Genomic DNA, 20,680 nt, shown 5'->3' on the forward strand with positions numbered 1-20,680 from the left:
GAGACCCTGTACGTCGACGTCGGTGACGCCCCACGATCGACAAGAGTAACGATTCGGGCGTACAACGCAATGAAGTCTTCCTGGTACATCTCCGGATGCTTCACACTGACCCGGGTCCGTACGGGCGCGCTCGCGCCCGCATCCGAGCGGCCGGAAGTGTGGCCGTGAAAGGAAGTACCCCCATGACCGAGACTCCCAACGCACCCGCAGTCCAGGAGAACGTCCAGGACCCGCAGGCGAACGTCCTCGCGATCGTCGGCTTCGTGCTCGCGTTCGTCGCGCCTCCCGTCGGGATCATCCTCTCGGCGATCGCCGTGTCGAAGGCCGGCAAGACGGGCATCGACAGCAAGCTCGCGAAGTGGGGTCTGGCCCTCTCGATCATCTTCACCGTGCTGTACCTGATCTTCGTGGGACTGGGCGTCGTCGCGGCGCTCTCCCTTCCCGCCGGCGCCTAGGTGGCCTGAGGTCGCACGCCTCGGGCGCCCGCACCGGCGCCCGGCAGCACCACCCACAGCACAGAGGCTGTCGCTCCTGCGGGAGCGACAGCCTCTGCTGTTCCTACCTACGGGCTGATATCGGTCTATCCAAGACCATTCGGATACTCCACAATATGGCCTGACATTTCCGAGAACCTGCAACCAGGGGAGCACGACCACCATGACCACGCCCGACACCACGACCCCCGAGGCCACGACCGACGAGAGCGCGGCCACGGCTGCCTCCGAGGTCGTGGAGACCGAGTCCGCCGAGCCGGCGGCGACGTCCGAGGCGAAGGCAGAGACCGAGGCCCCCGCCGCCGAGGAGACCACCGCGGCGCCCGTCGCGCAGACCGCTCCGGTCGAGACGGCCCCGGTCGAGGCCGCCCCGGTGACGACTCCGGCCGAGACCGCGCCCGTCGCCGCCCCGGTCGTCGAGACCCCGGCCGCCGTCGTCCCCGCGACCGAGGTCGCCGCACCGGCCGCCGCGACCGCTGCCGGCGTTGTCGCCGCGCCCGCCGTCGTCGAGGAGGAAGAGGAGGACCCGCAGACCACGGTCTTCAGCCTCGTCACCTTCTTCCTCGCCGCCCTGCCGGTCATCGGCGTCATCCTGAACGCCATCGCGGTCGCGCGCGCCGGCAAGGAGGGCTTCGACCTGTGGCTCGCCAAGTGGGGCCTCGCGCTCGCCATCGTCGAGACCGTCGGCGCCCTGATCCTGGTCGGCATCGGCTACTACTTCGGCCTGCTCACCGCCGGCGCCGTCTGAGCGCCCCCACGGCCCCGCCGAGGCCCGCCCCCACCGAGCTGCCGCACGGTCTCTCCCCAGACCCCGTGCCGGACCGCCCGGCGAGGAGCGGGCCTCGTGCTGTGCACGGCGTCGGCCGGAAAGGTCCGGCACCCTGCCAGATCGGGTGAAATTTCGCTAACCTACACATGGTGGTCATTCGGGTGTCATCGGACACCTCGACCATGAACGGGCCCGGTCGGTCTTCGAGGAAGGTCTGTCCCATGTCGCAGCTCGTCCAGCACGACCTCCGGCGCGGGTCCCGCGCCCGTCACCTGATCGCCTCGGTCACGGCCCTGGCGCTGCTCGCGCTCCTCATGACGGTGCAGCCCCCGGCCGCGAGCGCCTACCCGCCCGGCCTCCCGTCCAAGGCGGTGGCGCAGTCCGAGCTCGACGCGCTCACGGTGCGCGCGGAGAGCGCCTCGGCCCCGTACGACCGGGACCTGTTCCCGCACTGGGTCACGGTGAACGGGTGCACCACCCGCGAGACGGTTCTGAAGCGGGACGGCGACGGCGTGGTGGTGGGCAGCGACTGCTACCCGACGTCGGGCAGCTGGTACAGCGAGTACGACGGCGTGACCCGCACCGCACCGGCCGACATCTCGATCGACCACGTGGTCGCGCTGGCCGAGGCCTGGTACTCGGGCGCCAGCACGTGGACGACGGCGCGGCGGCAGGACTTCGCGAACGACCTCACCGGCCCCCAGCTCATCGCGGTCACGGCCGAGGTGAACAGCTCGAAGAGCGACAAGGACCCCGCCGAGTGGGTGCCGCCGCTGGCGAGCAAGCGCTGCGCCTACTCGAAGATGTGGATCCACACGAAGTCCCGCTGGGGGCTGAGCGTGGACGCGGCGGAGAAGGCGGCGCTGCAGCCGCTGCTGGACTCCTGCTCGTACTGACCACTCCGACGTGTCAGACGCTCAGGTCACCCGGGTGACCTGAGCGTCTGACACGTCGGAAGGCGCCTCCATCCACGGACGACAGAGCACAGGGAGAACCGATGACAACGCTGTCAGAGATGCCCTCGCACCGCACGGCCCGACGCCCCGGGAGACTTCCCGGCGCCCGACCCCGGCGTCGGGCCGTGGGTATCGCCGCGGCGGTCGCCGCCGCCTGCCTGCTGGCCGTGCCGCTGGCGCCCGCTCCCCCGGCCGAGGCGGACGCCGCTCCGGCGGCCGCCACCCCGGTCCGGACGGCGCCGCACAACGCCGCCGCGGCCGTCCGCGCCGCCGCAGCCGCCGAGATCTGCGACATCCACTGCGACGCCCGCGACCCCGGTACCGCGGCGGGCGACCGGGTCCCGGTCACGGCGGCGGTCCACGGCCGGACGCTCCGACTCCACGTCTCGGACCCCGACGTCATGGGCTGGGGCTCGATCGAGGGCGGCCGGCCGGGCGACGAGGTGTGGCTGGACCGCTCGTTCGACGGCGGGAAGACGTGGGCGTCCGGCAGCCGCCTCGGCGCGACGACGGTACCGGCCGGCTCCACGGGCTGGCGCACGCAGATGTACAACGTCGACGACTGGGCGAACGCCGGCGTCGGGGCGCTGCGGGCCTGCGGCAAGGCGGGCGACCGCGCCGAGATCGCCTGCACCGGGTGGGCGCGCAACGACCGGAACGCCGGGAGCCGCTCGACGGCGGCCGCCACGGCGCTGATGATGCTCTGGGACCGGGACACGGGCCTGTTCGAGACGAACGGCTGGTGGACGGGCGCCAACGCGCTGACCGCCGTCATCGACAACGCCCGGATCAGCGGCATGGGCAGCTACCGGTACGCGATCGCGCAGACCTACGACAAGAACGTGAACGCGCGCGACGGCCAGTTCCGCAACGAGTACCTGGACGACACCGGCTGGTGGGGGCTCGCGTGGGTCGCCGCGTACGACCTGACCGGCGACAGCAGGTACCTGAGCACTGCCCGCGCCGACGCCGACCACATGCGCGCTTACTGGACGACCAAGTGCGGCGGCGGCGTCCAGTGGAACACCGGCATCGCGTACAAGAACGCCATCACCAACGAGCTGTACGTGCAGCTCAACGCGGCGCTGCACAACCGCATCCCCGGCGACACCACGTACCTGCAGCGAGCGCAGGAGGGGTGGGACTGGTTCGAGGCCAGCGGCATGATCAACTCCGGCAACCTGGTCAACGACGGGCTGAACGACTCGTGCGCCAACAACGGCGAGCCCACGTGGACCTACAACCAGGGCGTGGTCCTGGGCGCCCTGACCGAGCTGCACCGGGCCACGGGTGACGCCGAACTGCTGGAGACCGCGCGGGACCTGGCCGACGCCTCGACCGGCTCGACGTACCTCAACCCCGGCGGCATCCTCCGCGAGGTCAACGAGGGCGAGGACTGCAGCAGCGACGGCGCCTCCTTCAAGGGCGCCTACGTGCGCGGCCTGGGCCGGCTCAACGCGTACCTGGCCGACCGGCCGTACGGCGCCTACCTCGACCGGCAGGCCGACGCCGCGTACGCCAACGACCGCGACGCCCTCGGCATGTACGGCCCGCACTGGGCCGGGCCGCTCGTCCGGCCCGCGACGGGGCACGGCTGCCAGCAGGGCGCGCTGGACCTGATGAACGCAGCGGAGGCCGGCTAGACCGCACGTGTCAGACGCACAGGTCACCCCCGTGACCTGTGCGTCTGACACGGGAGAGAGGGGTTCCAGGGCCTTGCGGCAAATCATCTTGCCGTTCCTGGGAGAATGAGGGGTTGTGAGTACCGAGCCTTCTTCCACCCCAGTGTCCGACGGCGACCGCGGCCGCGCGGGCGGGGGCCGGAACCGTCGTCGTGGCTCGGGCAGGCAGACGAGCAACCCGAACCGCCGGCCGCGCCGGACCGGCCCGCAGCGCGTCTCCACGGAACAGCTCGAGGCGGCCGCCGCCAAGCGCGCCGCCGTCGAGATGCCGCCCATCACCTACCCGGCGCAGCTGCCCGTCTCGGCGCGGCGCGAGGACATCGCCGCGGCGATCCGCGACCACCAGGTCGTGATCGTCGCGGGCGAGACCGGGTCCGGCAAGACGACGCAGATCCCGAAGATCGCGCTCGAGCTCGGCCGGGGACGCCAGGGCCAGATCGGGCACACCCAGCCCCGCCGGCTGGCGGCACGCACCGTCGCGGAGCGCATCGCGGAGGAGCTCGGCACGCAGCTCGGCGGCGTCGTCGGCTACCAGGTGCGGTTCACCGACCAGTCCAGCGACGAGACGCTGGTCAAGGTCATGACCGACGGCATCCTGCTCGCCCAGATCCAGCGCGACCCGCAGCTCCTGGCCTACGACACGATCATCATCGACGAGGCGCACGAGCGGTCCCTCAACATCGACTTCCTGCTCGGCTACCTGTCGCGGCTGCTGCCCCAGCGGCCCGACCTCAAGCTGATCATCACCTCGGCCACGATCGACTCGGAGCGGTTCGCGGCCCACTTCTCCCCCGCCGCCCTCGCCGGGCGCGGCGGCGCTCCCGAGTACGTCACGGACGTGCTGCCGGACCTCGCCCCGATCGTCGAGGTCTCCGGCCGGACGTTCCCGGTCGAGATCCGCTACAAGCCGCTGTCGCCGGACGAGGGTCAGGACGACGGCTCCTCGCCGGTCGAGCCTGTCGAGACCCCTGGTGGGTCCCGAGGGGCTCGACCGGCGCGGGCCAAGAAGGGCAGGGCGCGCGGCGACGAGGAGAAGGACCTGGTCACGGGCATCATCGAGGCCTGCGACGAGCTGATGCGGGAGGGCAGCGGCGACATCCTCGTGTTCCTCTCGGGCGAGCGCGAGATCCACGACGCCGCCGACGGCCTCGCCGGCCACCTGAAGGAACGCGCGCGCGACCCCAAGCACCCGCAGCACGTCGAGATCCTGCCGCTGTACGCGCGCCTGTCGAGCGCCGAGCAGCACCGGGTGTTCCAGCAGCACGCGTCGCGGCGCATCGTGCTGGCGACCAACGTCGCCGAGACCTCGCTGACCGTGCCGGGCATCCACTACGTGGTGGACCCCGGGACGGCGCGCATCAGCCGCTACTCCAAGCAGACCAAGGTGCAGCGGCTGCCCATCGAGCCGATCTCCCAGGCCTCGGCCAACCAGCGCAGCGGCCGCTCCGGCCGGGTCGCCGACGGCATCGCGATCCGCCTCTACTCCGAGGAGGACTTCGACGGCCGGTCGGAGTTCACCGAGCCCGAGATCCTGCGCACCTCGCTGGCGTCGGTGCTGCTGCAGATGATCTCGGTCGGCGTGGTCGCCACGCCCGACGACGTCGCCCGCTTCCCCTTCGTCGAGCCGCCGGACACCCGCGCGATCCGCGACGGCGTGCAGCTCCTGACCGAGCTCGGCGCCCTGGAGGAGGAGGACGGGGTCACCCGGCTCACCGAGGTGGGCCGCACGCTCGCCCAGCTCCCGATGGACCCGCGTCTGGCGCGCATGGTCATCGAGGGCTCGAAGCACGGCGTCGCCCGCGAGGTCGCGATCGTCGCGGCCGCGCTCTCGATCCAGGACCCCCGCGAGCGCCCCGCCGAGCAGCGCGCGCAGGCCGACCAGCTGCACGCCCGGTTCGCCGACCCACGCTCCGACTTCCTCACCTACCTCAACCTCTGGGAGTACGTGCGGGAGCAGCAGCGGCTGCTGTCCAGCTCGGCGTTCCGCCGGCAGTGCAAGGCCGAGTACCTCAACTTCCTGCGCATCCGCGAGTGGCAGGACGTCGTGGCGCAGCTCCGCGAGATGGCCAAGCCCCTGGGCATCGAGATGTCGTTCCAGCCGCGCCACCGCGCGTCGAGCCAGGACCGCGGGTCGAGCCAGGACCGCGGGTCGAGCCAGGACCGCGGGTCGAGCCTGTCGAGACCGGAAGAGGCCTCGACAGGCTCGACCACCGATGTCGCGGAGGAGACGGCGTCGTACCGGCAGACCTGGGACGACGACACGATCCACCGGTCCCTGCTGGCGGGCCTCCTGTCGCAGATCGGCATGCAGGACACCGGCGAGGTCAAGGCGTCCGCCGTCGCGCACCTGCGCGGGACCCAGCGCGAGATCGCGCTGAAGCGCGCGAAGAAGCAGGCCCGCAACGAGTACGTCGGCGCCCGCGGGGCGCGGTTCGCGATCTTCCCCGGTTCGCCCCTGTCCAAGAAGCCGCCCGTGTGGATCATGGCGGGCGAGCTGGTCGAGACCAGCCGCCTGTGGGCCCGCGACGTCAGCCGCATCCAGCCCGAGTGGGCCGAGGACCTCGCCGGGCCGCTCGCGAAGCGCACCTACTCCGAGCCGCACTGGTCCAGCAAGCAGGGCGCGGCGATGTGCACCGAGAAGGTGCTGCTGTACGGGGTGCCCATCGTGTCCGACCGCCGCGTGCTCTACGCCAAGGTGGACCCCGAGGCCGCGCGCGAGATGTTCGTGCGGCACGCGCTCGTGCAGGGCGAGTGGACCACGCACCACCGGTTCTTCCACGACAACCGCGCCCTCCTGGAGGAGGCCGGCGAGCTGGAGGCACGCTCCCGGCAGCGCGGCCTGGTCGCGGACGAGGACGACCTGTTCGCCTTCTACGACGAGCGCGTGCCCGACTCCGTGGTCTCCGCGGCGCACTTCGACCGCTGGTGGTCGCGGGCCCGCAAGGAGACGCCCGACCTGCTCGCCTTCACCATGGAGCAGCTCGTCGGCGACGCCTCCGTGGACACGGCCGAGTTCCCGGAGAGCTGGCCGCAGGGCGAGCTCTCCCTTCCGCTCACCTACCAGTTCCAGCCCGGGTCCGACGCCGACGGCGTGACCGTGCACGTCCCCGTCGCCGTGCTCGCCCGCGTGGTGCCCGACGGCTTCGACTGGATGGTGCCGGGGCTCCTCGAGGAGCTGACCGTCGCGACCATCAAGTCGCTGCCCAAGACGGTGCGGCGCGAGCTGGTGCCGGCGCCCGACGTGGCGCGCGACGTCGTCGCCTGGATGCGTACCGAGTGCCCGGCCTGGGAGGACATCGCCCGTGCGGGCGACATGGCGGAGCCCTACACGGCGGCGTTCACGCGTGCGGTGCGGGCGCTGCGTGACGTCGTCGTGCCGCCCGAGGTGTGGGACGACGAGCGCGTCTCGCGGCTCCCGCGGCACCTCCGGGTCACGTTCCGGGTGATCGAGGAGCGCGGGCGGGGACGTTCTGCGTCGTCCGTGGTGCTGGACGAGTCCAAGGATCTGGTGCTGCTGCAGCGCAAGCTCGCGTCCCGGGCCGAGGCGGCCGTGCGGTCGGCGGTGCGCGGGGCCGTGGGCGCTGCGCTGGCGGAGGCCCGGGCGGCCGCCGTCGCCGGGCCGGGGACGCCTGTGGTGCCCTCCGCGCCGAACGGTGCTCCGGCAGCCCCGGGCTCCGCCGTGCCGACGCCGCCCGCGCCCGCGCCGTCGCCGGGCGGCCGGTCCGCGAGCCCGGCCGCTGGGGCGTCGAGCGTCGTCGGCGAGCAGACCGGGCTCACCTCGTGGCCCTCCGGCCTGCCCGACGGCGGGGTGCTGCCCGGGTCGGTGTCCACCGACGTCGGCGCCGGGGTGGTGGTGCGGGGGTTCCCCGCGCTGGTCGAGGAGACCGCCCCCAAGGTGAAGGGGCAGGCGCGGACGGTCGGCGTCGCACTGCGCGTGCTGGCCGACGAGACCGCGCAGGCCGCGGCCCATGCCGCGGGCGTGCGGCGGCTGCTGCTGTCGGAGACGACGCTCGGGACCGGGCGGATCACGTCGCGGTGGACCGGGACGCAGTCGCTGACCCTGGCGGCGTCGCCGTACCCGAGCACCGAGGCGCTCGTGGCGGACCTGCAACTCGCGGCCGTCGTCTCGCTGACGTCGCCGGCGGACGAGGCACGGTACGACACGCCTCCGGGCGGGACCGACGCGGCGACGGTGCGGTCGGCGACCGACTACGCGGACGCGCTCGCCTTCGTGCGCAAGCACCTGGAGGACGAGGTGCACCGCGTCGTCGGGCACGTCGTCGCCGCGCTGTCGGCGAGCCGGACCCTGGAGGCGGAGGTCCGCGGGTCGGGCAGCCTGGCGCTGCTCAACACGCTGCAGGACATCCGCGAGCACCGCGCCGGCCTGGTCCACGACGGGTTCGTGTCGGCGACGCCGCCCCGGCGGCTGCCGCACCTGGCGCGATACCTGCGGGCCGACTCGCACCGCCTGACGAAGGCGGCGGAGAACCCGGGGCGGGACGCGGACCTCGCCTGGCGGATCGGCGACGTGACCTCGGCCTACGAGAAGGCCCAGGCCACGTACGCCGCCGGCTCCCCCGACGCCGCCCGCGCCGCCGAGCTCTCCGAGGTGCGCTGGATGCTGGAGGAGCTGCGCGTCTCGCTGTTCGCGCAGCAGCTCGGCACGGACGGGCCGGTCAGCGAGAAGCGGATCAGGAAGGTGCTGGCGCCGGGCGGGTGGTGACACCCGCCCGGCGGCAGCGCCGGCTCAGCGCAGGTAGGCCACCCGGCCGTTGCCGCTCTGCGGTGCCGGATCACCCTTCGGCACGAGCAGCACCTGCACGGCGGTGACCCGCTTCGCGTACGACGCCGAACCCGCCTCGCCGCCGTTCCTGGCCCAGCCGAGCCAGCCGGTACCGGCCACGTGCGCCCGGTAGTAGACGTGATAGTGCTCGGCCATCTGGCCGGTCAGCCGCATCCGGTACCCGGAGACCCGGTGGCTCTTGTGGTACGTCCCCGCGACGCGGTCGTTCCCCACGTAGCCGCGCCACCCGCTGCCCTCGACCTTGGCGGCCACCTGCACGCCGCCCGAGTAGCTGGTGCCGTCGACATCGACGCGCAGCGCGCTCAGGCGCTGGTTCGTCTTGGTCAGGCCGGCGGTCGACCCTCCGCCGACGGCCTTGCGCCACACGTTCGACGTCTTCAGGTACGACCGGACCTGCACCTGGCGCTGCGTGGCCGCCGAGTAGTAGGCCGCGTTGCCGGTCCCGGAGACCAGGCTCTTGCCCTGGGGCAGGACCTTGACCTGGATGGCCTCGATCCGGTTGCCGTAGCCCACGGTGCCGGCGTTCCCGCCGTTCTTGGCCCAGCCCAGCCAGCCGTACCCCGGCACGTAGGCGCGGTACCAGACGTCGTAGTGCGGGGCCAGGACGCCGCCGTCGTCGATCCGGAAGGCCTCCAGGCGGCGGCGCTCACCGACGCTGCCGACGTAGTAGACGTCGCCCTTCTTCTTGAGCCCCTCCCAGCCGCGGCCCTGGACGTAGCCCTCCATGTCGAACCAGTAGTCGGCCGGGTAGCCCTGGTCGGCGGGCGGTTCGCCGGAGCTCGACGCCGAGTAGCCGGCCGGCCGGGGCTCGGCGACCAGCATCTCGAGGGCGCGGCCGCTCCCCGGGTCACCCGCGGCGGCGTCCGCGCGCGTGCTGCAGTACGGGGAGCTGCTCAGCCATGCCGACCCCACGAACTTGCCGCCGGCACAGACCGCGGGATCAGGCCGGTCGCCGATCCTGACCGAGGCCGTGACGGTCCTGGGCAGCATGCGCGGGCCGTGAGCAGTCACCCTGAGGGTCAGCGTCTGGCCCTCGTCCGGAGGAAGGCTGAGGTAGTGGGCGTCGTCGTCGCTGGCGCCGGACGAGACCACCTTGCCTCCGCGAAGCCACTCGTACTCGTACGACGACGGCACCGGTGAGAAGCCGGACACCTTCGCGAACAGGTTCGGGTCGAGGCGGACGTCGCCGGGCGACGTGATCTCCGCCGTGCCTCCGGTGAAGGCGCAGTCCTTCGCGCAGATCCGGGCGGTCGTGGAGAGCACCGGGGCACCCGCCAGCTGCTGGTACTCCGCGGTGACCTGCTGGAACCCGGTACCGAGCGGCGCCTGGTCCACGAGGACGGTCTCGGTCGGTGCGTCGAACGTCGCGCGGCCGATCTCGCGGCTCCCGAACCGGAGCACGACCTCTCCCATCGGCTTGTCCACGAGGTCGCTCGTCAGGGAGACCTTCAGCGGGATGCGGCTGTCGTCGGGAGTTGCGTCCTCCGCGCCGACCGCCGTGACCGGCGGCGGGACCGGCCTCGACGTGCCCGCCGTGCCCACGAGGAGGTTCTTCCGCCACGTCGGACCGGCGACCCCGTACTCGTCGACCCCCCGCACGTGCAGGTACCGGCTGCCCGATACTGTCGGGACCACCGGGATCCTCGTCGGGCCGGCGTCCGACGCCGCGACGGTCTCCCACGCCGCGGGCCGGGCCGTGCTCCCGGTCAGGGCGTACTCGTACGCGACGGCCTCTCCCCGCCCCTGGTACGTGTCGGCCACCAGGTACCGCCCGGCCACGCCCGCGCCGCCGCGGGGCTCGCCGGACACGTACACCGCGTCGGCCCCGAGGTCCGGCACCGCCGCCCTGATGACGGGTGGGTGGCGGACGCCGAAGACGCACGACGCCACCGGCTCCTGCGCCCAGACCCCGTCCGCGTCACGGAGCCGCACCTCGAGGGTGTAGGCCGTGCCGTGGTCCAGAGGCAACGTGCGCGCCCTCGCCGTGGCGACGCCGTCGTCGACCGGCGCGGGGAGACGGTCGATGTCCACACCGTCCGGTCCGACGAGCGTGTAGAAGACGGATGTCTCCGTCGTCGGCGCAGTGAAGGTTGAGACCCACTGCAGCGTGATGTAGGTGCCGTCGCCCGTGTGCCAGACCGGCTCGTCGGCGCACGCCTCGCCGTTGACCGTGGTCGACAGGGCGGGGGCCGCCTCGGCGGCCGAGGGCTCCGTATCGGCTGTGGCCGGGACCGCCGGCACCGTCATCAGACCGGCCAGGAGGGCGCCTCCGGTCAGAAGGGCCAGCGTCCGGCTCGGTCCCGCCGAGAGTCGAAAGGGCTTCACGTCGCCGTCCTCCCACGGACCCCTCAGGGGTCGCCAAGGCCCCACGCAGGTCGGCAGGGATCTCGCTGAGAGTAGGGCCGGCGAGAACGCGGCAACAACGAAGTTCCGGGAAGATCACCCGAATCTGGACCGGAGCATCCTGGCGGGTTCTCAGGGCAAGATCCGGGAGAGCCCGGATGCCGCCGGGGGTGCGTCCCCCGTACCGTCGTCGGCATGAGCACAAACACCCTGTCCCGTCCGCGCCAGGGGCGCATCATCGGCGGTGTCTGCGCCGGGATCGCCCGCCGATTCGGCTGGAGCCCCACCGTCGTGCGGGTCGTCACCGTCGCGTCGATCCTCATCCCCGGCCCGCAGGTGCTGGCCTACGTCATCTGCTGGGTCGCCATCCCGAACGAGCGTCCGGCCGCCTGACCCCCTGGGTCCGGGCCCTCACCGCACCCCGACAGCCGTCAGGGCAGGTTCAGGGCCAGGCCCGGGGGTCACCGGATACCCGGCAGACCGCGGCGAACGTAGCGTCGACGACATGAGCACACAGACACTTTCCCGTCCGCGCCAGGGGCGCATGATCGCCGGTGTCTGCGCCGGTATCGCCCACCGATTCGGCTGGGACCCGACGCTCGTCCGGGTCCTCGCCGTCGCCTCGATCTTCATTCCCGGACCGCAGTTCCTCGCGTACATCGCGTTCTGGATCCTCATGCCCAACGAGGACTGAGCCCCTCCCCGACAGACCACCGACACGCCAGAGGCCCGGGTTTTTCACCCGGGCCTCTGGCGTGTCGGCGTACGCGTCTGCAACGCTTTGCAGCAAGATCCGGAAACGGCCGTGCAATGCCGCACGGGCCTCCGCCGGGACGACGCCGCAAGGAGCCGCCATGACGCGCCATCCGAACGTGCCCCGCCGCCTGCTAGCCACCCTGACGATGTTCGCGACCGCTCTCACGCTGGGCCTGGTCGCGACCGCCGCCACCCCTGCCGCCGAGCCGGCGCGGGCGGCGACCCCCGAGCACGGCGACGGGGACGTCATCCTGAACCTGTTCCAGTGGACCTGGGACTCCGTCGCCGCGGAGTGCACGAACGTCGTCGGCCCGGCCGGGTTCGGCTACGTGCAGGTCTCCCCGCCGATGGAGCACATCCGCGGCTCGCAGTGGTGGACCTCGTACCAGCCGGTCAGCTACCGGATCGAGTCGAAGCTCGGCACTCGCGCCGAGTTCGCGAACATGGTCGCGACCTGCGACGCCGCCGGGGTGGGCGTGATCGCGGACGCCGTCGTCAACCACATGGCGGGTGCCGGCCAGTCCGGCACGGGCGTGGCGGGCACGCAGTTCTCGGACGACAGCTTCGCCGGGACGTACAGCGCGGCGGACTTCAACGACTGCCGCAGCAACATCTCGAACTACGGCGACCGATACCAGGTGCAGAACTGCCGCCTGGTCTCGCTGCAGGACCTGCGCACCGGCTCCGACAACGTGCGGGGCCGGCTCGCCGCGTACTTCGACGACCTGGTCTCCCTCGGCGTCGACGGGTTCCGGATCGACGCCGCGAAGCACATCCCGGCGTCGGACCTGGAGGCGATCAAGGCGCGGATGGGCAACCCGAACGTGTTCTGGGTGCACGAGGTGATCGGGGCCGCGGGCGAGCCGATCCAGCCGTCGGAGTACCTGGGCAGCGGGGACTCGCACGAGTTCGACTACTCCCGGCAGCTCAAGCACGACTTCGACGGGCAGATCAAGAACCTGCGCTTCATCGGCGACGGCAAGCTGCCGAACGCCCGGGCGGGCGTGTTCGTGGACAACCACGACACCGAGCGCAACGGCGAGTCGATGAACTACAAGTGGGGCGCCAAGTACGTCCTGGCCAACACGTTCCTGCTGTCGTGGCCGTACGGCTCGCCCAGCGTGTACTCGGGCTACGAGTTCTCGAACAACGACGCCGGCGCGCCCGGCGCCAGCGACACCACGGTGCCCGACGCGACCTGCGGCACGGGCCGGTGGACGTGCACGCAGCGCTGGACGGAGGTCCGCGGCATGGTCGGCTTCCACAACGAGGTGGCCGGCACCGAGGTCACCAACTGGTGGGACGACGGCGGCAACCTCGTCTCCTACGGCCGCGGCTCGAAGGGCTACGTGGTGCTGAACAACACCGCGTCCGCGGTGCAGCGCTCGTTCCAGACGTCGCTCCCGGCGGGCACGTACTGCGACGTCGTCGCGTCGTCGAACTGCTCGGTGACCCGCACCGTCGACGCCAACGGCTGGTTCACGGCCTCGGTCCCGGCCTACGGCGCCCTCGCGCTCCACACGGCCGCCCGATCCTGACCCTCCCCCAGAACGACGCTCGCTGAGTGCTGGATATTCGCCCTTCTCGCGTACGAGAAAGGGCGAATACCCAGCACTCAGCGAGCGGGGTTACAGACGAGGGCGGGTCAGCGGAAGATCTTGCGGGCGCTGCCCAGGTCGAGGAACACCGTCTCGCCGGTCGCGTCCTGCACGCCGTCGTTGTCGGTGATCGCGTACACGCGGCCGTCGCCGCCGATCGTGAGGCCCTCGAGCTTCTCCTGCGTCCAGCCGTTGGTGGCGCGGAGCGCCGGCAGCACGTCGACGGCGAGCTTCTTGCGCAGCACCGGGACGGTCCCGGGCTGCGGGTCCCGCTTCGGCAGGTCCACCGTGTAGACCGCCTTGAGCGACGCCGCCGGGCCGTTGAGCTTGTCCCGCTCGATGACGGCGAGCGTGTCGCGGTCGACGACGGTCACCTCGGACAGGCCCACCCAGTCGCCGTCGGCCGTCGGCTCGGACAGCTCGTAGCCAAACCAGGTCCACTCCTCCGACTCGACGTCGTACCGCCCGATGCGGGCGTAGCCGCCCAGGCCGTCGTCGCTGGTCAGGCCCCGCTGCAGGGCGACGAACAGGTGCTCGCCGTCGCGGTCCACGGTGCCGGCCACGCCCTCGATGCCCCACTTGCCGAGGCCCGCGGCGACGTCGTCGGGCAGGCTGACGCGCTCCTGCACGCGGCCCGACGCCGAGACGCGCACCAGGGCGTTCTCCGCACCGGTCGCGCCCTCGACGCCGAGCCAGAACCCGCCCGCCTGGCCCCGGACCGCCGGGCGCACCCAGATGCCCTCGGCGTCCAGGCCCACCGGCGCGCCGTCCTCCGTCACGACGATCTCGCGGTCGATCACGGCGGGGCTGTTCTTCGAGCCGCGTTGGCCGGAGGTCGAGACTCGCGCGGCACCTCGAGGAGGAATGCGAGTTCTCGGGCGCCAAGATGCTGGCCGACGAGATGCGCATCTTCTCCGAGCTCGACTTCGGGCGCGCCCTCTTCGACGACACCCTGCCGCCGCTCGACCTGAGCTCGCCGGCGATCGTGCTGCACACGCACAAGATGCAGCTGCCGTCGCGCGCCGACATGGAGCACGGGCACCTGTTCGCCGAGCTCAAGGCGGAGAAGGTGTTCGGCCGCGCGGCCTTCGCGCTCATCGCGGCCCTCGCGCGCTACCGCTGCTTCGCGGACCGCTCCCGGCTCGACATCTTCGCCGCCGACGAGGCGTCCAAGACGATGTCGTCACCCGAGGCGGCCGAGGAGATCGGCACGTTCATCCGCGACGGCCGTAAGCACAAGGCCGCGCTCCTGCTCGGCAGCCACGACGCCGAGGAGGACTTCGGCAACGAGGTGGTCCGGGGCCTGATCCCGTTCCGGGTGCTGCTGCGCCACCGCGACTCCAACCTCGCCCGCAGAGGCCTGCGCTGGCTGCACGGCCTGCCGACCGACGCCCCGGTGGACGAGGGCCTGGTCAAGCTGGTCACCGAGGGCACCGCCCCGGTGACGGACGCCGCGGTCGGCGTGGTCGAGGAGCGTCGCGGGGAGTGCCTCATCCGTGACTTCCAGGCCCGGTACGGCCGGGCGAAGGTCATGGCACCGCTCGTGGAGAAGCGCGCCCAGACGGTCAAGACGACGCCGACCAGCTCCGCCGGTGCGGTGATCGGGGCATGATCCGGCTGGCTCCCCTCGCGTTCGCCGACCCACAGGGTGGGCTGAACCTCGAGGACACGCAGGGCGTGAACTACAACCGGTTCACGCTGCAGTGGGACACGGGCTCGCCGTGGAACCCGCTCAACGTCGACTCCGAGATCTTCTCGACCCTCGCGGGCATGTTCTGGGTCTGGTACCGGGACATGGTCGCGGTGCAGATCTGGGTGCTCGACTGGGTGCTCGGGATGGACTGGCTCGGCTACATCCTGGCGCCGCTGGCCGGCCTGAGCATCATCGTGCAGGGCATGATCGCGCAGATCGGCCTGCTCAACGTGATGCTCATCATCCTGGCGTTCGTGGTGGGCTTCTGGCTACTCAAGGGCAGGTACGCGGGCGGCTTCATGGAGCTGCTCATCGGTTGTGTGATCGCCGCCCTGGCCACCGGGTTCCTCGCCAACCCCATGGCGACGATCGGCGGCGAGCAGGGCGTCATCATGCAGTCGCGCAACGCGGGCATGGACATCGCCACGGGCTTCGCCACGGAGGGCGCGTCGTTCGAGCGGGACTCCACGGTGATCCGGGACGGGCTCAAGGGCCAGCTCGTGGACACGCTGCTGCGCGCGCCGCACCAGATCATCAACTACGGCTCGGTCATCGACGGCACGGGCTGCGAGGACACCTACACCGAGAACGTGGGCCGTGAGGACGCCGTCGACGAGATCGGCGGCTGCGACTCGGCCTACGGCGAGGCGGCCTCCACGGTCGACGCCGGCACCGTCGTCTCGACGCTCAGTCTGCTCACCACCGGGTTCGTGTTCCTGCTGCTCTCGGTCGTGATCGTGGGCGGCACCATCTTCGCGGTGCTGCTGCTGGGCTGGTCGGCGATCAAGCTGCTCTGGCAGCTCCCGGTCGGCGTGATCTCGAGCGGCACGCGCGCGCAGCTCTTCCGCACGTTCGCGAGCGTGGGCTTCGGCTGCATCCTCGTCGCGATGGCCACGATGTTCCTGGTCGCGTGGATGAAGATGCTGCTCGGCTTCTACGACGCGACGAGCGGCCTGCCGTTCCTCGTGCGCCTGTACCTCTTCAACACGCTGGTCGTCGCGGGCGCCGTGTTCTACGTGCTGATGGGCGCGAGCGTGCGGCAGGGCCTGCGGGCGCTGGCCGACAAGCTCGCGGCCGCCGGCGTCCCCTCCCAGATCGGCGAGCCCGCGGCCATGCCGTGGGACGGCACCGCGAAGTGGCGCGACCGGTACAACAAGGCCAAGTCCTGGGCCGGCGTCGGGCTGGGCCCGGCACCCGTGCAGCCGAACGGCAACGCGGTGGAGGTCGACGGCGGCGACGCGCCGTCCGCGGGCCCGTCCGCCATGGACGGCACCCCCGGCGGGGGCACCGTCGGCGGCGCCGCGGCCGGTGCGGCGGCGGGAGCCGTCGCGGGCCGCGTGGCCGGCGACGACAACCGCACGGTCCCGATCCCGGTCGACGGTTCCGGCCGTGACGGCGGGCCCGACGGCGGTCCGGGCGGGCCGGGCGGCGCGAACGGCGGCGGGAACGCCTGGAGCACCGCCGCACGGACCGTCCAGGACGGTTCGCCCGACGGCGGACGCGCGGGCGACCCGCTGCCCGACGGGACCAACGTGGGCGAGAAGGCGTCGAACGAGCCGGCACCGCACCTGCCCCCCACGGCCGGCGAGCGGCTCAGCGACCGGCTGAGCAGCGCCGGCCGCACGGGCACGTCGGTCGCGCTGCAGGCGGGCGCCATGGTCGCGAGCGGCGGCACGTCCGCCGCCGCGGCCGGGGCCTCCAAGGCGCTCACCGTGGCCCGCCGGGCCGGGCAGGCCAAGCAGATGCTCGGCGCGGTGCGCGGCCTCGGCCGCCGGGGCGAACGCTCGCAGAGCGCGGCCCGGCTGGCGCAGTCCCTCAACGCCGCGCGGCAGGGCGGCGCGGCGCCGGGCGCCGGGCCGCAGCCCTCCGCCATCGTGCACAACCCGGGACGGCGTCAGATGCGAGGGCTGGGCCGCTCATGAAGCGCACCGTGATCGTCGTGCTGACGGTGGTCGTCCTCGCGATCGGCACCTGGGTCGGCTGGCCCCGCGAGGGCGGTCCCGCGGCCGACCCGACGGCGGACGTCAACCCGAACGCGGTGGCGCCCGGCGGCCAGGACGACTTCGGCAACCCCGAGGGGACGTCCGCCGGGGCGGCCGAGGACGCCGCCGCGACCGAGGAGGTCGACCAGCAGCCGGGCGCGGGCGACCCGGCGGTCGAGGTGACGGGCGAGCCGGAGTTCGACGAGGCCGCCCCCGCCGAGCCCGTCGAGGCGAGGTGGAACGACGGCGTCCGGCAGGCCGCGCGGGACGCGGCCCTCGCGACCGTCTCGGCGTTCGCCGCCACGGCCCGGGGCGAGGACGCCTGGTGGGACGGCCTGAAGCCGCACCTGACCCCGCAGGCGCAGCCCGTCTACCAGGACGTCGACCCGCGCCTCGTCCCGGTCACCGAGGTGACGGGCGACCCGGAGGTCACCGACGAGACGTCCACGCTGCTCGCCGAGGTCGCGGTGCCCACGGACGTGGGCTCGTACACGGTGCTGCTGACCCGGGCCGACGGCGCGGCGCCCTGGCTGGCCGAGCAGATCAGGCCGCCGGAGGGGTCGTGAGCGGGCGGGACGGCGTCGGGGTCGCGACGCGGGTCGTGTCGCAGGCGGTCCGGTCCTCGCGGTCCCGCAACGGCAGGAAGAAGGACGACGCGACCAGGCGCGCCGTGCTCGTGCTGGCCGTCCTGGTCGCGGCCGCCCTGGCCGTGCCCGCCGCGGTGGTCGCGATGGTCGTGCTGGTGGGCGGCGCCGTGAGCGAGAACCAGTCGCAGAACGGCTGCAGCATGTCGGCGTCGGTGGTGCCCGCCGGGCAGGTGGACGCCGCCGGCGGCTTCACGGCCGAGCAGATGCAGAACGCGGCCGTGATCCTCCAGGTGGGCGAGGAGCGCGGGGTCCCGGCCCGGGCCCAGGCCGTCGCGGTGATGACGGCGCTCGGCGAGTCCGGCATGCGCAACATCGACTACGGCGACGACCGGTTCGGGGTGCGCAACCCGGACGGCACGCTGACCTCCTCGATCGGCATGTTCCAGGAGCAGAAGTGGTACGGCACGGTCGAGGAGCGGCTCGATCCGGTGCAGTCGTCGGGCCGGTTCTACGACCGGCTGCTCGCCGTCACCGGTTGGGAGACGCTCGAGCCGACCATCGCGGCGCACAAGGCGCAGCGGAACGCCGACCCGTACCACTACCAGAAGTACTGGGACCAGGCGCTCCAGGTGATCCAGCTCGTCAGCGGCGCCGACCCGCAGGACCTCGAGGCGCTCTCGCGGTCCATCCAGGGCTCCTCGGCCGCCGCGCCCTGCATGAGCGGCTCGATCGGCCAGGCGGCCGTCAGCGCCGGCGGCTGGGCCAACCCGGCGGTCGGTTCCAAGGCGTCGGGGTTCGGGCCCCGCAACACCGGCATCGCGGGCGCGTCGACCTACCACCTCGGCCAGGACATCGCGGCGTCCTGCGGCACCCAGGTGTACGCGGCCGCGGCCGGGCGCGTGGTGATCTCCGGCGCGACCGGCTGGGGCACCGGCAACACGATCCGCATCGAGCACGGCCTGGGCCTCGACTCGACCTACGGGCACCTGCTCACGGGCACCAACCTGGTGCGGGTCGGCCAGACGGTGCAGGCGGGACAGCAGATCGCGTCCATGGGCGGCGACTCGCGCATCGACCCGGCGGGCGCAGGCACGTCGTCGGGCTGCCACCTGCACTACGAGGTGCGGATGAACGGCGAGGCCGTGGACCCCGAACCGTTCATGGCGGGGCAGGGCGTGACGCTCGGCGTCGCGACGCCGGTCACCGAGCCGGTCTCGCCCTCGGGCGGTCCCGCGGGCGACGGCGCGGAGCCGGCCGACGCGTCGGGCAACTGAGGCCGGCACCCGACCGATGATTTCTGCCGACCGCAGACGTCGACAAAAACAGGTCGCGATCGTCATCGGGAATACCGGACGATGATCCGGCGTCGTTAGACGTAGGTCGTGTGCAATGTCGCCCTCGATCTCGGCCCGCGCACCGTACCGAGAGGGCAGTCCCCATGACGACCGAAACACTCGACACCACAGATCCGCTCAACGACCGACCCGTCCGTCCGACGGCGGACGCCGTCGTCGTCGACGCCCCCTACGGGACGCGGTCCGACAAGCTGGCCCCCGGCCACTTCCGCGCCATCGCGCTGCTGATGGCGAGCGCCTTCACCGTGATCCTCAACGAGACCACCATGTCGGTGGCGCTCCCGCCGATCATGGACGAGCTGGGCATCACCCCGACGGTCGGCCAGTGGCTCACCACGGCCTTCCTGCTGACGATGGCGGTCGTCATCCCGGCGACCGGGTACCTCATCAACCGGCTCGGCACGCGCGGTGCCTACCTGCTGGCGATGTCCCTGTTCACCGTCGGCACCGCCCTGGCGATGATCGCGCCGGGCTTCAGCATCCTGGTGACGGGCCGCGTGGTGCAGGCGACCGGCACGGCGATCATGATGCCGTTGCTCATGACCACGATCATGACCATCGTGCCCCCGCACATGCGCGGCCGGATCATGGGCAACGTCGGCCTGGTCATCGCGGCGGCGCCGGCCCTCGGCCCCACCCTGTCCGGCGCGATCCTGGAGCCCCTCGGCTGGCGCGGCGTGTTCGGCGTCGTCCTGCCGATCTCGGTGCTGGCGCTGGTCGCCGGCCTGCTCTGGATCCGCGACGTCAACGACAAGGAGCACCACACCCTCGACCCGCTGTCGCTGCTGCTCACGCTCGTCGCGTTCGGTGGTCTGGTGTGGGGCCTGTCCGGCCTGGGTGAGGGCGCGCACGCCGGCGGCGGCACGCTGAACCCGTGGATCCCGCTGGTCACGGGCCTGGTATTCCTCGGCCTGTTCGTCTGGCGGCAGATCGTGCGGCAGCGGACGGAGTCCGCGCTGCTGGACCTGCGCACGTTCCTCGAGCCCAACTTCCGCGTGGCGATCGGCATCATGGCGGTCGCGATGCTGGCGATGCTCGGCACCCTGATCGTGCTGCCGCTGGTGCTGCAGGAGGCCATGGGCCTCTCGCCGCTCCAGTCCGGGCTGATCGTCCTGCCCGGCGCGCTCGCGATGGGCCTCCTGGGCCCGGTCGTCGGCCGCTGGTACGACAAGATCGGGCCGCGTCCGATCCTCGTGCCCGGCACGGTGCTCGTGACCCTCGGCATCGGGATGCTCGCGTTCCTGCACCCCGGTATCTCCCCGCTCTACGTGCTCGGCGCGCACGTCCTGCTGAGCCTGGGCCTGTCCGCGGTGTTCACGCCGCTGTTCAGCGCGGCGCTCGGGGTGCTCAAGCCGCACCAGTACTCGCACGGGTCGGCCACGATCAACACGGTCCAGCAGGTCGCGGGTGCCGCGGGCATCGCTCTCTTCATCGCGATCATGACGCTCCGCTCGGACACGCTGACCGCGGCCGGTGAGTCCGCCGCCGACGCCCTGACGGCCGGTGCGGGCCTGGCCTTCGCGATCGGCGCCAGCGTGATGGCGCTGACCATCGGCCTGGCCGTGATGATCAGGCGGCCCGAGACCGACGGCGAGTTCCACGGCGGGCACTGACACCTGAGCGGCCGGTCGCCGCGGGACTGACGAGGGCGGGAACCCATC

Annotated in this window: 15 protein-coding genes; 13 read left to right on the forward strand and 2 right to left on the reverse strand. The window is 72.4% G+C overall.

Annotated features, from left to right (window positions below; translation table 11 throughout):
* Positions 1-182 precede the first annotated feature (182 nt).
* The 5 genes from FHX71_RS23695 (at position 183) to hrpA (ending at position 8,624) form a co-directional block, all read left to right on the forward strand.
* Positions 183-455, forward strand: coding sequence for a hypothetical protein (locus FHX71_RS23695; protein ID WP_182619831.1), 273 nt, complete (start codon positions 183-185; stop codon positions 453-455).
* A 202-nt stretch (positions 456-657) separates the two neighbouring features.
* On the forward strand, positions 658-1,242 hold the full coding sequence (locus tag FHX71_RS23700) for a hypothetical protein (RefSeq protein ID WP_182619832.1): 585 nt from the start codon (positions 658-660) through the stop codon (positions 1,240-1,242).
* A 242-nt stretch (positions 1,243-1,484) separates the two neighbouring features.
* On the forward strand, positions 1,485-2,159 hold the full coding sequence (locus FHX71_RS23705; RefSeq protein WP_182619833.1) for an HNH endonuclease family protein: 675 nt from the start codon (positions 1,485-1,487) through the stop codon (positions 2,157-2,159).
* Positions 2,160-2,260: 101 nt separating this feature from the next.
* Complete coding sequence (locus FHX71_RS23710) at positions 2,261-3,862, forward strand: glycoside hydrolase family 76 protein (protein WP_220490247.1); 1,602 nt, start codon at positions 2,261-2,263, stop codon at positions 3,860-3,862.
* Positions 3,863-3,977: 115 nt separating this feature from the next.
* The gene (hrpA, locus tag FHX71_RS23715) at positions 3,978-8,624 is read left to right on the forward strand and encodes an ATP-dependent RNA helicase HrpA (RefSeq protein WP_312877192.1); all 4,647 of its coding nucleotides are present in this window, start codon (positions 3,978-3,980) and stop codon (positions 8,622-8,624) included.
* A 24-nt stretch (positions 8,625-8,648) separates the two neighbouring features.
* On the opposite strand, the gene FHX71_RS30210 is transcribed toward hrpA, so the two are convergent.
* Complete coding sequence (locus FHX71_RS30210; RefSeq protein ID WP_182619834.1) at positions 8,649-11,030, reverse strand: hypothetical protein; 2,382 nt, start codon at positions 11,028-11,030, stop codon at positions 8,649-8,651.
* Positions 11,031-11,243: 213 nt separating this feature from the next.
* On the opposite strand from FHX71_RS30210, the gene FHX71_RS23725 reads away from it, so the two are divergent.
* The 3 genes from FHX71_RS23725 to FHX71_RS23735 all read left to right on the forward strand — a co-directional run bounded on the left by FHX71_RS23725 (position 11,244) and on the right by FHX71_RS23735 (position 13,342).
* Positions 11,244-11,441, forward strand: a complete 198-nt coding sequence (locus tag FHX71_RS23725; RefSeq protein WP_182619835.1) for a PspC domain-containing protein — start codon at positions 11,244-11,246, stop codon at positions 11,439-11,441.
* A gap of 112 nt (positions 11,442-11,553) precedes the next feature.
* The gene (locus FHX71_RS23730) at positions 11,554-11,742 is read left to right on the forward strand and encodes a PspC domain-containing protein (protein ID WP_182619836.1); all 189 of its coding nucleotides are present in this window, start codon (positions 11,554-11,556) and stop codon (positions 11,740-11,742) included.
* 160 nt (positions 11,743-11,902) lie between these two features.
* The gene (locus FHX71_RS23735; protein ID WP_182619837.1) at positions 11,903-13,342 is read left to right on the forward strand and encodes an alpha-amylase; all 1,440 of its coding nucleotides are present in this window, start codon (positions 11,903-11,905) and stop codon (positions 13,340-13,342) included.
* A gap of 107 nt (positions 13,343-13,449) precedes the next feature.
* On the opposite strand, the gene FHX71_RS23740 is transcribed toward FHX71_RS23735, so the two are convergent.
* The gene (locus FHX71_RS23740; protein ID WP_446686518.1) at positions 13,450-14,202 is read right to left on the reverse strand and encodes an esterase-like activity of phytase family protein; all 753 of its coding nucleotides are present in this window, start codon (positions 14,200-14,202) and stop codon (positions 13,450-13,452) included.
* A gap of 86 nt (positions 14,203-14,288) precedes the next feature.
* On the opposite strand from FHX71_RS23740, the gene FHX71_RS23745 reads away from it, so the two are divergent.
* The 5 genes from FHX71_RS23745 to FHX71_RS23765 all read left to right on the forward strand — a co-directional run bounded on the left by FHX71_RS23745 (position 14,289) and on the right by FHX71_RS23765 (position 20,632).
* Positions 14,289-15,014: an ATP-binding protein gene (locus FHX71_RS23745; RefSeq protein ID WP_182619838.1), complete on the forward strand. Its 726-nt coding sequence runs from the start codon at positions 14,289-14,291 to the stop codon at positions 15,012-15,014.
* Entirely contained in the window at positions 15,011-17,017 is a 2,007-nt protein-coding gene (locus tag FHX71_RS23750; RefSeq protein ID WP_182619839.1) for a hypothetical protein, read from the forward strand. The genes FHX71_RS23745 and FHX71_RS23750 overlap by 4 nt, the downstream gene beginning before the upstream one ends.
* Positions 17,014-17,643 (forward strand): hypothetical protein, encoded by a 630-nt coding sequence (locus FHX71_RS23755; protein WP_182619840.1) that lies wholly within the window; start codon positions 17,014-17,016, stop codon positions 17,641-17,643. Before FHX71_RS23750 ends, FHX71_RS23755 begins: the two co-directional genes overlap by 4 nt.
* Positions 17,640-18,938: a M23 family metallopeptidase gene (locus tag FHX71_RS30215; protein WP_182619841.1), complete on the forward strand. Its 1,299-nt coding sequence runs from the start codon at positions 17,640-17,642 to the stop codon at positions 18,936-18,938. Before FHX71_RS23755 ends, FHX71_RS30215 begins: the two co-directional genes overlap by 4 nt.
* A gap of 164 nt (positions 18,939-19,102) precedes the next feature.
* Positions 19,103-20,632, forward strand: a complete 1,530-nt coding sequence (locus FHX71_RS23765; protein ID WP_182619842.1) for an MDR family MFS transporter — start codon at positions 19,103-19,105, stop codon at positions 20,630-20,632.
* Positions 20,633-20,680 lie beyond the last annotated feature (48 nt).

Source organism: Promicromonospora sukumoe, assembly GCF_014137995.1.
Lineage (GTDB): Bacteria > Actinomycetota > Actinomycetes > Actinomycetales > Cellulomonadaceae > Promicromonospora > Promicromonospora sukumoe.